This window comes from Polyangiaceae bacterium, assembly GCA_020633235.1.
GTDB lineage: Bacteria > Myxococcota_A > Polyangia > Polyangiales > Polyangiaceae > JACKEA01.
Genome location: JACKEA010000001.1, coordinates 42,115 through 56,323, shown reverse-complemented (window position 1 = coordinate 56,323; position 14,209 = coordinate 42,115). Strand labels below are relative to the sequence as shown.

Genomic DNA, 14,209 nt, shown 5'->3' with positions numbered 1-14,209 from the left:
GGGCGGAAACCTACCGTGCCCGGGCCTTCGGGACCACCCAGCCACCGAGCGCGCGCTCGAGCTCTTCTGCCACGGCGATGGTGACGTGGTCGTTGCCGTGGACGGACGCGACTTGCACGCCGAGCGGTAGACCCTGAGGCCCGAGCCCGAGCGGCACCTGCGTCACGGGAAAGTGCATCACGTTGAAGAGTGCGGTGTAAGCCCAGCGAATGGGCGGCAACATGGGCATGAAGTGCCTGGGCGCCGCCGTGGGGTACGGTGGATAGAGCATGATGCCGTCCTCGCCGATGCGATCCGTGAGCTCGCCGCGGAGCTCGCCGCCCATCGCGAGCATGTGGCGCTGATGCTCTTCGAGCTTGTCCGCCCAGCCTTCGAGAAGCGCCAAGGCGATGGCCGGCAGCGTGTGCGGCGACCGCCCGAGAAGCCAGCGTCCGAGCTCGCGGCCCGCGCGCACCCGCCGACCGTTCCCGAGGAGCTCCGCGAAGCGCGTGTCCGCCGCGGCGGACATGGCAGCGGACCACACTTCCAGCGTGCGTTTCAGGGCGCCGATGCGCTCGTGACGCACCCGAGCGCCGCGACGCGCGAGCACGTCGGCGACGCGGCGCTGGGCGGAGACGAGCTCGGCGCTCACTCGACTGACGCCGTCTCCATCCACCACCAGCACGCGGAGCTTCGACAGATCCACGCTGCTCGGATCCCGAAGCGGCAGCTCGCGGGTACCGGGGTCTTCCGGATCGGGCCCGGCGAGCACCTCCAGCAACGGGTACAGATCCTCGGCGCGCCGGCATAGCGGACCGGTAGACAGTAGCTTCAGACCCTCGCCTTCCGTCACCGGATACTGCCCGCGATTGGGCACCAGGCCGGCAGATGGCTTGTGACCAAACACGCCATTGAAGAACGCTGGCATTCGGATGGAACCGCCGACGTCCGCGCCCAAGCCGAAGGGCGACGCGCCGGCACCGACGATGGCCCCTTCCCCGCCCGAGCTTCCGCCCACGATGCGCGTTGGATCATAGGGGTTGTTGCTGCGACCGTAGACGCGGTTGTTGCTCTCCATCCACATGCACAGCTCGGAGACGTTGGTGACTCCGAGCACGATGGCGCCCGCAGCGCGCAACCGCGCCACCGTGGGTGCATCTTCAGTGGCGCGCACGTTCCGCCGCGCCCAAAGCCCCGACGACTGAGGCATGCCGGTCACCGCGAAGGATTCCTTGATGGTGCAGGGCACACCGGCATAGGGCGGCAGCGCATCGCCGCGCTTCACTTGGGCATCCACGGCGTCCGCCTCGGCGAGAGCGTCGTCGAAGCGCGTGGCCACCACGGCGTTGAGCACCGGATTCACGCGACGGATGGCCGCGATGTGCGCCTCGCACACCACTCTGGCCGAGGCTTCACGCTCTCTTATCCGGCGCGCGAGCTCCCGTCCCGACACCTCGTGCAGCGGCATGTCGGCGGGACGATAGCACGCGGCGGCGCTCAGGCGCCCAGCAGCAAGCGCGAGCGCGTCATGCCCGTGGCGCGGCAGATCACCCAGTCCGAAAGCCAAGTGGGCACCAGCTGGTACAGGCCCAGAAGGAATCCCATCGGCCGCGGCGATAGGTAGCGAGCCCGCGGATGCTTGGCCAGCGCCGCGTGCTCGATGTCGCGGACGATGGCCTCCGGTTCGACCATACGCGATTCCGCGAAAGCCTTCACCTCGTCGGCGTTGCGCAGCACCGCGGCATATGCCGAACGCGGACCGAGCTTCAGGGCCGACGAGAGCAGCTTGTCCCCCAGCTCAGTACGGACCGGTCCGGGCTCGATCACCGACACGCGAATGCCGAACGGCGACAGCTCCCAGCGCAGACTGTCGGAGAGCGCCTCCACGGCGAACTTGCTGGCGTGGTAGGCGCCCACCAACGGCAAGCTGATACGTCCCCCGGAGCTGCTCACGTTCACGATGCGCCCACTCCGCCGGTCCATCATGTTGGGCAAGAACGTCCGAGTGACTGCCAAGAGTCCGAACACGTTGGTCTCGAACTGGCTACGGACGTGAGCGTCATCCACCTCTGCCAGCGGGCCGGCCAGGGCGATCCCGGCGTTGTTGACGACTACGTCCACGCCGTAGCCTTCCGTCAGCTCCAAGATGCGCTCCTTGGCCTTGGCGATGGAGTCGGCGGAGCAGACGTCCAGTTCGATCGCGTGGATGTTGCCGTGACCGGCCGCGGCAAGCGCCTCCAGCCGCGGACGCCGACGAGCGGTGGCAAAGACTCGAAAACCACGATGCGCGAAGCTCAGCGCTGCCGCGCGGCCGATTCCCGCGCTGGCGCCGGTGACGAGGACCCTCATGGCCAGGCATCGTGAGGGCGGGCAGACCGCCGCGCTCTCGACACTTTCGGACTTCTCGCCGCGATGTTTCCGCGGCGAGCCAACATTGAAGCTTTGCACTTTCGGACATCCAGGGAACCCCGGCGCACGCGCTCTCGTAGGTCCGCTCGTCATGAGACTTCAGAGACTATGTGCAATCGCGGTAGCCGTGCTGGCAGCGGCGTGTGGCGGCAACGGCGCAGGAACACCGGAGGCGACCAACACCGGCGGGGTGGGCGGGCAAGGGGGGAGCGGCGCGACGCCGGGGAGCGGAGGACTCGGATCGGGTGGCGCAGCGGGATTCGGTGGCGCAGCGGGATTCGGTGGCGTTGCGGGATTCGGTGGCGTTGCCGGCTCCGGTGGCGTTGCCGGCTCCGGTGGCGTTGCCGGCTCCGGTGGCGTTGCCGGCTCCGGTGGCGTTGCCGGCTCCGGTGGCGTTGCCGGAGCGGGGGGCGCCGCGGGCGCTGGCGGGGGCGGTCCGAGTCTCGGTGCGCCAAGCTTCGTCTACTACAAGGAGTGGTCGACGGCGCTGTACGTGGTGGACGTCGCTGCGCCGAACCCGTCCCCGGTCGCCGTGGGCGGCGGCGTCCACGCGCACTTCTCCCCGGATGGCACGCGCGTCGCTGCGCTCACCGGGAGCGAGAAGGGCATCAACGTCTGGGACCTGACGGGCTCGACGCCGACGCTGGCCACGACTCTCACTGGCCTTTCCGATGATCTGGTGGCGGTGGAGCCGAAGTACGCCCCGAGCGATGGTCCCTGGCTCGGCTCCAATCTACTGCTGTACACCGCATACGATCACACCTCGGGCTTCGGGGAGCTTCGCACCGTGACCACGAGCACGAACGCCGTGCACACGTTGCAGAGCGCATCCGTCGCCGATGGCCACTTCGTTTCGCCGGATCACCAGTGGGCGGCGTGGCCTACGAGCGTGGTCCATTTCTCCGGCGGCACGGCCACGCTCTCCCCGCTGCCGAGCTTCGACAAGTGCGGATTCAGCGGGGACAGCACGCATCTCGCGACGTGGAGCGCGGACGGCACGCTGCGCGTCTACGATCTCGCAGGCTCGGCGCCCACACTCGCGTGGCAGTCGAGCGGGGTGCACGTGGACGGCTTCGGGTGGGCGGCATCCGGGGCTCGACTCGCGTTCAGGTCGAACAGCGATCCCGGCAAGGGAGTGGCGCTGCTCGACTTCGGCAAGACGTCGCCGGCCGTGACGCAGCTCACGACCACGGGCTTCGGCAATCAGCCGCCATGGTTCGAGTGGTCGCCCTCCGGCAAGTATCTGATCACCGACAAGAAGACGCTCTGGGACGCGACCTTGGCGACCGCGGTCACCCTACCGCCCGACGTGGGCTACGACTTCATGGTGAGCGCCGACGATCACTGGCTGGTGTCGGTCGGGAGCTCGCTGAAGCTGACGAACCTCTCGTCCCTCGCCGCGTTCCCGCTCTCGGGCGCGCTCCCGCAGTTTTCCACTGACTCCAAGGCCCTGTTCGTACGCAAGGGCTCGGGGCTCGGCTACGAGCTGTTCGACCTAGGGAGCGGCGCTCCGCTGTCGAAGGGAAGCTTCTCGGTAGGTTCGGGTTGGAGCTACGTGAAGAGCACCAACGGTGTCGAACACGTGATCTACCTCGACGCATCCCCGGGCCAGTACTCGCGCCTCTACTCGATCGCGATCGTGGACGGGCAGATCCAACCGGCGCGCCAGATCAGTGGTGTGGGCGATTTCGTCTACGACGGATTCGGCTGCGGACAGTGCAATCAACTCTGAGACCGTGTCCGAAACTGTCGAACGTGGAAGCGCCGCGAAACGCTAGGCTCCTTGGAGGGAAATTCATGGCAAAAGGTAGCACTCTTGTAGTCCTCGTCGTTCTCTGCAGCGCCCTTCCGAGCTGTGGCTCGAGCGAGAACGGCGACGCGAGCGGCGGCGGCGGTGTGGCCACAGGCGGCGCCGGCTCGGGTGGCGCCGCAGGCTCGGCTGGCGCCGCGGGCTCGGGCGGAGCCGCGGGCTCCGGCGGTGCCGCGGGCTCCGGCGGCTCGCCGAGCGGCCCGCCGATCGTCCAGCTCGGTCCCGGCGGCGACGCGTTCGTGAACGACGTGGTCATCGATCCTGTCGATCCGAAGTACGTCTACATCGCGTCCGACAACGGCGGTTTCATGCGGTCCGAAGACGGGGGCGACAGCTGGGATAGGATCATCGGCGAGCACGGCGGCCTGCTCAGCCAAAAGATCGGTACCATCGAGCTCGATCCAATGGATCCGAAGACCGTGTTCGTTGCGACCATGGGCGGCATCTGGAAGTCCACGGATCGGGGCAAGTCCTTCGTGGATCTTCATGATGGACTGCCGGACTACGGGTATGCCAGCGGCGCCCCTCTCCATGCCAATCGCTTCTCGGCAATGAAGATCAGTCCCTTCGATCACGACGTGATCTACATTGGCGCGGGCTCCAACACCAAGTGGCGTACCGATCCGGACTACGCCGTGATGGGGTACAAGTCCGTCAACGGCGGCGCCTCGTGGACACCGCTAGGGCTCACCGGCGGTCCGTCGCTAACCGCCGAATACTCCACGGCGAGCATCGCCATCGCGTCCGCCGACGGGCAGACGGTCTACTACGCGGGCATGGTCGGGATCTTCAAGTCTACCGACGGCGGCAGCTCCTGGAGCCAGATCCAGGACTCGCGCCTCCAGCAACGCATCATGGCCATCGATGTCGTGAAGGACGACCCGTCGATCGTGTACGCCGCCAAAGGGATGCACTCGACGTCGACGAGCGACCCCGACCACGACCCGGCGACCTCCAGCTTCGGCCTCTACAAATCCATTGACGCCGGCAAGACCTGGACGCGCCTCGGGCCCACGGGATCGGCCGCCAAGGACAACGTCCGCGTGATGGATTTTCACATCATGGACGACGCCGGCAAAAACCTCTACGCCATGTTCGGCAACGTCATCTACAAGTCCTCGGACGCCGGCAACACCTGGTCCTGCTACAGTTTCCCGTACAACACTGGGTGGGCGACGTACTTCGGGAGCAGCGCGGGACTGACCTTCGACGTCTCGAAATCCGACCCGACGTTCCTCGTCGCCGGAACGAATCTCTTCATCAAGACGAACGGCCAGCCCCTCTCCTGCGACGGCACCGAGACCAAGAAGTCCTGGGTGCCGACCTACGCGACGCCGGCGGCCACCCCCGGGTTCTACAAGAACACCGGACAGATCATGATCACGGGCGGGTGGGACGTGTTCGTCGATCCGGACGACCCGAAGAACGCGATGGTCGGCGGCTTCGACCAGGGGTTTTCCATCAGCAAGGACGGCGGCGAGAGCTGGAAGAACTTCCAGCAGGTGGGGGATGGCACCCAGACCAAGGGCCACGATTCCGGCGGCTTCGCCAAGGACGACCAAGGCACGTACTACGTCACCTACGGTGGAGACAGCTCGCCGAACGCCCGCATCGGGATCTTCACCAGCAAGGACATGGAATCCTGGTCGCTGCTGAAGACGTTCTACGCGACGTCCACCATCCAGCTCCATTTCCTGAAGTCCGGCACCAAGAAAAACCTGTTCGCCATCGTGCGCGGTTTCCTGAACGACAGCACACCGTGGCAGACGGGGATCTGGTCGTCTCCAGACTACGGGAAGACCTGGTCTCAGCTCAGTGGGCTGCCCGCATACAACGGCCATGAGTATCCGACCGGACTGGCGCAAGACGCGAGCAACCCCGAGGTGCTGTACGCGACCTTTGCCGTCGCAGGCAGCGGTGGCGTGTACAAGTCGACGGACTTCGGAGATTCCTGGGCCCGAGTCGCCGGCACCAGCGCGAGCAGCTCCATGTCGGATGCGCGTGGAGTCGCCGTAGGACCTTCGGGACAGGTCGCCGTCGGCGTGCGGGGCTCCAAAGGCGGCGTGTGGTTGTCGCCGGACGGTGAATCCGGCTGGAGCAAGATCGACGACGACATCTCCCCGGCGAGCTCCAAGACTCCAAAGACGGTCTCTGCCGTGACGTACACCAAGGACGGCAAGCTGGTCGCCGGCTACACCTCGTACGCCAGCTCCGAGAGCCCCACCAACGTCAACCCGTTGGCCATCACATCCGACGACGGCAAGACCTGGACCCAGCTGCCGACCGGCAATATGGTGTCGGAGTTCGGACACATCGTCGCCGACCCCGTCGACCCCAAGGTGCTGTGGATCGCCACGGACGGAGGCGGCAGCTACAAGTACACGCTGCCGTAGGCTGCAGTCTTCTCATGTCGGTCCGCCGCGGAACCACCCGCCGCGGCGGAATGGCGGCGCCCCGCACGGCGTTCCCCGACGTGCGGCTCCGCGCGTTCACCCTGGTGCTGGCGCTCCTGGCACTCACCGACGCGCCCCGTCGAGTGCCGGCGCGCGTCCTCTCGCGTAGTCACGCCGTCACGGTTCCGCTCGTCGCTCTGCCAGCACCGGAAGCGCGCCTCGGCGCGAAGGCGACGGCGCGTATCGACGCGCTCGTGCAGGGCGCCATCGCAGACGGTCGCATCCCGGGGTGCGTCGTGATCATCGGGCGGCGGAACGGCGTGGTGTTCCGGCGCGCGTACGGTGAGCGCGTCGTCGGGCAAGAAGCGATGACGGCGGACACGGTCTTCGATCTGGCAAGCCTGACCAAGGCCGTGGTCACCACGACGCTGGTGCTTCAGCTGCGGGAGCACGGCGCTCTCGCCCTCGATGAGCCCGTGCGGCGCTGGCTCCCCGAGCTCGGCGCCTCCAGCATCACCGTGCGTCAGCTGCTCACGCACTCCAGCGGCCTGCCGGCGGACAACGCCCTCGAACGTTACGAGCACGGCCACCTGGCCGCCATCGCCGCCATTGCTCGCCTGGCCGCCACGCGGGATCCCGGCACGCGCTACGAGTACAGCGATCTGGGCTTCATCCTGCTCGGCGAGCTCGTGGAGCGCGTCTCCAAGCGCTCCCTGGACGACGCCGCGCGGAGCGAGATCTTCGAGCCCCTGGGCATGAACGACACCGCGTTCGGCGCCGACCCCCGGCGTAGCGCCCCCACCGAAGGCGGCCTGCGCGGCAGCGTGCACGATCCCCGCGCGGCGCGCCTCGGTGGCGTCGCGGGGCACGCCGGGCTGTTCTCCACCGCGGACGATCTCGCGCGCTTCGCTCGCTATCTTCTGGGCGCCCGCTCACTGGCAGCGCACCCCGTGCTCGCACGCGGTCTGCCCCGCTCGATCGTGAGCTTCGGCGACGAGCGCCGGGGCCTCGGCTGGGACGTTCCCAACGAACCCTACGCCCTCGGCGTTTCCCCCAGCACCTTCGGCCACACCGGTTTCACCGGCACCGCGCTGTGGATCGATCCGGAGCGCGACGCGTTCATCGTGTTCCTCAGCAGTCGCTTGCACCCAAAGCCCCACGGCAAGGTGCAGCCGTTGGTGTGGCAGCTGTTCGCAGCCGCTGGGCTCCGGGAGGCCTCGGCGCCGCCAGCCGTGCTCGCCGGCATCGACGTGCTGGTAAAGGCGGGATTCGCCCCGGTCGCTGGAGCGCACATTGGGCTCGTCACCCACGCCCCCGGCCGCGCCCGCGACGGCCGGCGCACCCTCGACCTCTTGGCCGAAGCCAGCAACACCACGCTCGTTGCAGCATTCAGCCTGGAGCACGGCTTGAGCTCGGATCGCGAAGGCCCCGTTCCGTCCGGAAAGGACCCCAAGACCGGCGTCCCGGTCTTCAGCCTGTACGGCGCCACTCGGCGCCCGACCCCGGAGATGCTCGAGGGCATCGACACGTTGGTGATCGACGTGCAGGACGTGGGCTCGCGCATCTACACCTACGCTTCGAGCATGCTCGCCGTAATGGAAGTCGCTGCGGCGCGGGGCCTGCGCGTGGTGGTGCTGGATCGGCCCAATCCCATCGACGGCGTTCACGTCGAGGGGCCCGTCGCCGAGCGCTTCGGGTTCGTCAATCCCTTTCCGCTGCCCGTGCGCCACGGCCTGACCCTGGGTGAGCTCGCACGTTTGTTTCGCGGCGAGCGGCACCTTCCCCTGAATCTACAGGTGATCCCCATGGAGGGCTGGCACCGCGCCGAGCCCTTCGACGAGACCGGGTTGCCCTGGGTGAACCTGTCCCCCAACATCCGCAGCCCCACTGAGGCGTTGCTTTACGCAGGCGTGGGTCTGCTCGAGCGTACGAACTTGAGCGTGGGGCGCGGCACCGGCCGGCCCTTCGAGTGGATCGGAGCGCCCTGGCTGGACGCTCGGGCGATCGTCCAGCGCGTCCATGTGCCGGGCGTCCAGCTCCGCGCAACGGAAATGGTCCCGACCGCCTCTCCCTACTCCGGCAAGCGTTGCCAGGCCGTCTCCTTCCACGTCACCGACGTGAAACGGTTCCGCCCCGTCGCCTTGGCCTTCGCCCTCCGGCGCGCGATCGCCGCGCGTCACCCAAGCGAGTGGAACGAGCGCGCGATGGATTCCCTGGTGGCTGCTGCACCCGGCCAGAGTGCCGACGCGCTCGCCGCCTTCGAGCGGCTCCGCCGTCGCTATCGCCTCTACCCCTGACAAAACGCGCGAAATTTGCGCACCCTGCTCCAAAACACTGAAGTCTGAGACGAAAATGTTGGAGTCGGGATCCTCGAGCTGCGCGCTGTCACGTCGGACGCTCGGCGGGTCTTTCGGCGCTTGAACGCTGTGGTAGAAAGCTGTCGTGGTATTGAGACCACTCGTTACGAGCATTGGTGCGGCGCTCACGGTCACCGCGCTGTCAGCTTCGGCTGCAGCGGCGGACGACGACGTGCAGGACCAACCCTCCGATCACTACTCCGTGGTGGCCCGCGGCGAAACGCTGTTTCAGCTGTATGAGCGCGCGCTGCTCCCGGGGCCGGACGGCGCGCTGGTCGTGAGCCGCCGCGTCGCGCCCATCAATCAGTACCTGTCACTGCGCGTCCAGGACATCGACGCCATCGGACACAAGGACAGCCTCGACGTCGAGCTGAGTGCTTGGGGCGGAGTGCACCTGGGGGAGCTCGACAACGGCGACGGCGTCGCCCGCGAGCACCGCCTGGACGGCGACGTCCAGAGCGCAAACGTGCGCTACCACCAAGGGCAAACCTGGCTCCGCCTCGGGCGCCAGGCCTTCGCCGGTGGTGCCGCTCGTTACGCGCGCTTCGACGGCCTGGCCGTGGGCAGCCGTTTGGACGTCGGCTTGGGAGCCGAAGCCTACGGCGGTCTCTCGGTGCTTCCGCGCTGGAACCAACAAATCGGCTATCAGCAGCTCGGTAGCGCACAAGATACGCTGCTTCGAAATCCCGACGCGCTGGAGGATCCGAACCGCACGGGCTACTGGCTGGCGGGGGCGCGCTTGTTCTACGACAAGGGGCCGCTGTCCGCGGGGGCGTCCTTCCACGAGCAGCACGAAAACAGCGAGCTCGCCCATCGCAACGTCGGAGCCGACGCCCACTGGCAGCCGAGCGACAAGCTCGCCGTCGGCGGCAATGGCATCTTCGATCTGGACGGCAGTCGCCTGGCAGACGCGCGGGCGTGGGTCGACGCAACGCCCCACTACCTCGTGGATTTGACCGGCGAGTTCACGCACACGGTGCCCGCCGCATTCCTTTCGCATCAATCCGTGCTCAGCGTGTTCAGCACGGATTCCTTCGACGAGGTCGGCGGCGGCTTCACCTTGCACGCGATGCCGCGCTTGGCCCTGGAAGGCAATGGCTTCATCGAGCTGTTCTCGGACGGCGAGCGGGGCAGCCGGGGAGACGCGGAAGTGCGTTGGTCGCCGGATCGGCCGGAGCGCACGATGATCATCGTGGCCTACGGCCGGGTGATTGCGCCGGAGAACGGCTACCACTCCCTGCGCACCTCGCTGCGTCGCCGCATCGTGCGACCCCTCACGGCCACTGCGGAGGCCTATCTCTACTTCTACGACGAGAGCATTCGAGGCATCGATACCTCCAGCGTGTACGCCGGCACCCTCGGCTACGCCGTGCTGCCGGAGCTGTCCGTGTTGTGGGGGGCCTCGGTGGCGCGCTCGCCTTACGCCAAGTCCGACGTGCAGAGCCTGGTGCGCCTCAGCTACCTGTTCGGCGGAAGGGGGGGCACGTGAAGCACGCTCGCTTGCTCCTGCTCTTGGCCATCGGCCTGGCGCTGCTGCTGGCGTGCAGCGAACACAGCCAGCCGCGCTTCCCTCACGATCTCCACCTCACGGAGCTCAAGTGCGGCGGCCCGGGCCTGCCGGACTGCCTCAGCTGCGCGACCTGTCACCACCCCAAGCAGGGCAACCGCACCGCGGCGCTGCCCAAGGTGGACGTCTGCCAGCGCTGCCACAAACCCACGGATCAGCAGGCGCTGGCCGCAGTGAATCGCCCGCCGCAAGATCCCGAGCCGCTGGCCTACGGCATTCGCTTCTTCCACGCCAAGCACCTGGCCATGCCGGGCAACAAAGGCCAGTGCGTGCCGTGTCACGCTGGCATCGTGGAAAAGAGCGAGCCACGATTTCCTACGATGGCGCGCTGCTTCACCTGCCACGAGCACCAGAAGCAGTGGGACGAAGGCGTGTGCACGCCCTGCCATCAAAGCGCCGACCTATCTCAGCTCATGCCGCAGACGTTCCTGCGTCACGATGCGGGATTCGTCACCCATCGGCATGGCGTGCTCGCTCGGCAGAAGCAGGCCATCTGCCAGAACTGCCACTCCCAGCAGCAGTGTGACGACTGCCACGACGTGAGCCAGGGGCTCAGCATCGAGAAGCGCCGTCCGGACTCCATCGAGCGGCGTCTGGTGCACCGCGGGGACTTCTTGACTCGGCACCCGATAGAAGCCAAGAGCCAGCCGACCCGCTGCCTCAAGTGCCACACCGTGGAAACCTGCGACAGCTGCCACGTGAAGAACGGTGTAAGCGGCAACGCCATCCGCGGAGCCAACCCCCACCCGCCGGGCTGGGTGGGCGGCAACACCGACGGGCGCAGCTTCCACGGTCGCGCAGCACGACGGGACATCGTTGCCTGCGCCGCGTGCCACGATCAGGGCCCCGCCACCAACTGCATCCGTTGCCACAAGGTGGGCGCCTACGGCGGCAACCCCCACCCGAACGGCTGGAAGAGCAGCCGCTCCGACGGCGCGGCGATGTGTAGGTACTGCCATGAACAGTAGCGCGCGCGTCACCAGCCTCCTGTGCGCGGCCGTCTCCCTCGCCGCGCTGTCCGCCTTGGCTCCGGGTTGCCTCGACCGACGCTCGGAAGACACCTCACCGAAGACGTTGGAGTGCACCAGCTGTCACGGCAGCCCGAACAACCCGGGCAGCGATCTGGTGAAGTCCGCGCCGCCCATCGATCTGAACGGCAACACGGATCCCTCCTACCCCGGCGTCGGCGCCCACCAGAATCACCTGCACGACGGCCCCACCCACGCGGCCGTACCGTGCCAGGAATGTCACGTGGTGCCTACCACCACCGGGCAGAAGGGCCACGCGGACACGGATCGCCCGGCGGAGCTCACCTTCGGCGAGCTGGCCAAGACCGGCGGTCGAGATCCCAGCTACAGCGCGGCTGCGCGCAGCTGCACCGACACCTACTGTCACCAGAACGCAGAGACACGCTGGACCCATCCACGGTCGAGCGCAGACGCCTGCGGCAGCTGCCACGCGTTGCCACCGCCCTTGCCTCACCCCGCGGTGGAGCAGTGCGAGAACTGCCACGGCGAGGTCATCGGCGCGAACATGAAGTTCATCGCGCCCGAGAAGCACGTGAACGGAAAGGTGGAGGTCATCGACCTCACCTGCAGCACCTGCCACGGCAGCGAGCAGAACGCCGCGCCGCCGGTGGACACGCAGGGCAACAGCGACATCACCGCCATCGGCGTGGGCGCCCATCAGGTGCACCTCGCGGGCGGCGCCAACAGCCGTCCCGTCGCCTGCGGTGAGTGCCACGTGGTACCCAAGGAAGTTGGGGATCCCGGCCACATCGACACCGCGCCCGCCGAGGTGATCTTCACCGGCGTGGCCACTACCAGTGGCCGCGCTCCAGATTGGAATCGGACCGCCAAGAAGTGCAGCGACTCCTGGTGCCACGGACCGAGCGCCACTGGGACGGACAGCCCGGAGTGGACCAGCACCGCCGGTAACCTCTCCTGCACCACTTGCCACGGTGCGCCGCCCCCCGCGCCGCACCCGCAAATGACGAACTGCAACTTCTGCCATGGCGCAGTCGTCGGAGCGGACAATCAGACCATCGTGAACCGCGACCTGCACGTGAATGGCACAGTAGACGTGGTGCTACCCACCACCTGCAACGCTTGCCACGGCAGCCAGCAGAACGCGGCGCCGCCGGTGGACCTCTCGGGCCACACGGCCACCAGCTTCCCCGGCGTAGGCGCGCACCAAACGCACCTCAGCGGTGGGATCACGGGGCGCCCGGTGGAGTGCGTCGAGTGCCACGTCGTGCCCGCCAGCGTGGACGCCCCGGGGCACTACGATACCGCGGGGCCTGCAGAGCTCACGTTCAGCGGCGTCGCCACGTTGGATCACGCCAACGGCACCAACGTGAACACTCCGACCTACGACGGCGTCAGCTGCACGAACACCTATTGCCACGGTGGCAGTTGGAACTCGAACGGTTCCAATACCGCCCCGACCTGGACCGGAGTGAATCAAGCCCCCTGTGGTGCCTGTCACGGATTCCCGCCGCCGGCACCACACCCGAACGACTCGTCGTGCAGCACCTGTCACACCAAGTTCAGCGCGGACAAGACCACGCACATCGACGGCAAGGTCACGTTCTGACGAGCTACTCGTCCGACTCGTGGCGCAAGACGGTCGTCAGCTCGCGACCGTCATCTTGCCAGCGCTCGTCGTGCGTGCGGTCGTAGTGCGGCCCCTCGTGCCCCGCCGGCTCCGTGCAGCACAGCTCCACGCGCTGCTTGGCCACGTTGGAGGCCGTCCCCTGCACGCTCTGCGTCACGATCAGGATCGCACGCTTGTCGCACTTCTCGCTCACGGCCGTGAGAGCTACCCCCGCCCCCACCACCCGGTCAAGCCAAGAGCCGCTTTCCACGCGAATGCCGGGCGTCCCCTGTCACTTCGCAGTGCTTCGACGGCCAGGGAATGTCGGTCCGCCGCGGTACCTCACGCCGCGTCCGTCGCGGCTCGTCAGTAGCACGCCCCCGGTTCCCAGCCCGGGGCGCAGGTGCACTCGCAGATCGACTTCGTGCCCCCGTCCGTCGGCATGCAGCTCGGCGTCACGCGCACGCTGCCCGTCCCCGTGACGTGGGCCGCGTTGTTGGGCGTCACCGTCACTTCCAGATCCCACGCCTTGCCCACCATCGGCTCGTCCTGGATCGGGCACATTGCAAGATGCGCGACCGCGCCGCGGTAGGCGGGGTCCGCCTCCACCAAGCCCGGCGAGCCCGGCACCTTCACCACCGGCCCCTGGCGTAGGTCTTCCCGCACCACGCGGCCGGTGCCGGGCTCCTTCACGCGCACGATGAGCTCCACTTCGTCGGCGTCGAAGGGACCGAAGCGCGCGGTAACGAACGAGAAGTATCCGCCCTGGGGCGCGAGGGCGACCACCAGCGGATCGCCGTCGCTCAGCAGGTTCAGCGGCGCGTCGGGAGCCTTGAGCGAAGCCGGGAGCACGACGAAGGTCCCCGCGTCCTTCCCGCCGCCGCCGTCCCCGCTCGCGCCGCCACCGCCCCCCACGGCGCCGCCACCTTGGGCGCCGGCTCCGCCACCGCCCGCAGCGGCGCCTCCGGCCGCAGCTTCGGATGAGCCGCAGCCGTTGAGGAGCAGGGCAGCAACGAGCGCCACCCGTGGGGCGCCGAAAGGCATGCCCTGACGGTACTGCATTTTCGTGAAGCTCGCTCGCGCGCCGGGCATCGCGCCG

The 14,209-nt window shown here is 67.9% G+C and carries 10 protein-coding genes; 6 read left to right on the top strand and 4 right to left on the bottom strand.

The genetic code is table 11. The annotated features are described in order from the left end of the window. Nucleotides 1-10: 10 nt before the first annotated feature. A complete protein-coding gene (locus H6717_00245) occupies nt 11-1,447 on the bottom strand; it encodes an amidase (protein ID MCB9575441.1) in 1,437 nt (478 codons plus the stop codon). Nucleotides 1,448-1,476: 29 nt separating this feature from the next. After that, entirely contained in the window at nt 1,477-2,328 is an 852-nt protein-coding gene (locus H6717_00240) for an SDR family oxidoreductase (protein ID MCB9575440.1), read from the bottom strand. A 151-nt stretch (nt 2,329-2,479) separates the two neighbouring features. On the opposite strand from H6717_00240, the gene H6717_00235 reads away from it, so the two are divergent. The 6 genes from H6717_00235 (at nt 2,480) to H6717_00210 (ending at nt 13,110) form a co-directional block, all read left to right on the top strand. Next, the gene (locus H6717_00235; protein MCB9575439.1) at nt 2,480-4,120 is read left to right on the top strand and encodes a WD40 repeat domain-containing protein; all 1,641 of its coding nucleotides are present in this window, start codon (nt 2,480-2,482) and stop codon (nt 4,118-4,120) included. A gap of 65 nt (nt 4,121-4,185) precedes the next feature. Beyond that, a complete protein-coding gene (locus tag H6717_00230) occupies nt 4,186-6,591 on the top strand; it encodes a hypothetical protein (GenBank protein MCB9575438.1) in 2,406 nt (801 codons plus the stop codon). Between the two features lie 14 nt (nt 6,592-6,605). After that, nucleotides 6,606-8,888 carry a DUF1343 domain-containing protein gene (locus tag H6717_00225; protein MCB9575437.1) on the top strand — a complete coding sequence of 761 codons (2,283 nt, stop codon included), beginning with the start codon at nt 6,606-6,608 and terminating at the stop codon, nt 8,886-8,888. A 145-nt stretch (nt 8,889-9,033) separates the two neighbouring features. Continuing rightward, nucleotides 9,034-10,437, top strand: coding sequence for a hypothetical protein (locus H6717_00220; GenBank protein MCB9575436.1), 1,404 nt, complete (start codon nt 9,034-9,036; stop codon nt 10,435-10,437). Continuing rightward, nucleotides 10,434-11,483 carry a hypothetical protein gene (locus H6717_00215; GenBank protein MCB9575435.1) on the top strand — a complete coding sequence of 350 codons (1,050 nt, stop codon included), beginning with the start codon at nt 10,434-10,436 and terminating at the stop codon, nt 11,481-11,483. Before H6717_00220 ends, H6717_00215 begins: the two co-directional genes overlap by 4 nt. Continuing rightward, the gene (locus tag H6717_00210; protein MCB9575434.1) at nt 11,473-13,110 is read left to right on the top strand and encodes a CxxxxCH/CxxCH domain-containing protein; all 1,638 of its coding nucleotides are present in this window, start codon (nt 11,473-11,475) and stop codon (nt 13,108-13,110) included. The genes H6717_00215 and H6717_00210 overlap by 11 nt, the downstream gene beginning before the upstream one ends. 4 nt (nt 13,111-13,114) lie before the next feature. Here H6717_00210 and H6717_00205 read toward each other — a convergent pair whose 3' ends face one another. Further along, a complete protein-coding gene (locus H6717_00205; GenBank protein ID MCB9575433.1) occupies nt 13,115-13,324 on the bottom strand; it encodes a hypothetical protein in 210 nt (69 codons plus the stop codon). Between the two features lie 152 nt (nt 13,325-13,476). After that, nucleotides 13,477-14,154 carry a hypothetical protein gene (locus H6717_00200; protein ID MCB9575432.1) on the bottom strand — a complete coding sequence of 226 codons (678 nt, stop codon included), beginning with the start codon at nt 14,152-14,154 and terminating at the stop codon, nt 13,477-13,479. Between the last annotated feature and the right edge of the window lie 55 nt (nt 14,155-14,209).

Coding starts and splice junctions, on each gene's coding strand:
- H6717_00200 (MCB9575432.1), bottom strand. CDS start 14,154: ATGCCTTTCGGCGCCCCACGGGTGGCGCTCGTTGCTGCCCTGCTCCTC.
- H6717_00225 (MCB9575437.1), top strand. CDS start 6,606: ATGTCGGTCCGCCGCGGAACCACCCGCCGCGGCGGAATGGCGGCGCCC.
- H6717_00230 (MCB9575438.1), top strand. CDS start 4,186: ATGGCAAAAGGTAGCACTCTTGTAGTCCTCGTCGTTCTCTGCAGCGCC.
- H6717_00245 (MCB9575441.1), bottom strand. CDS start 1,447: ATGCCGCTGCACGAGGTGTCGGGACGGGAGCTCGCGCGCCGGATAAGA.
- H6717_00235 (MCB9575439.1), top strand. CDS start 2,480: ATGAGACTTCAGAGACTATGTGCAATCGCGGTAGCCGTGCTGGCAGCG.
- H6717_00210 (MCB9575434.1), top strand. CDS start 11,473: ATGAACAGTAGCGCGCGCGTCACCAGCCTCCTGTGCGCGGCCGTCTCC.
- H6717_00240 (MCB9575440.1), bottom strand. CDS start 2,328: ATGAGGGTCCTCGTCACCGGCGCCAGCGCGGGAATCGGCCGCGCGGCA.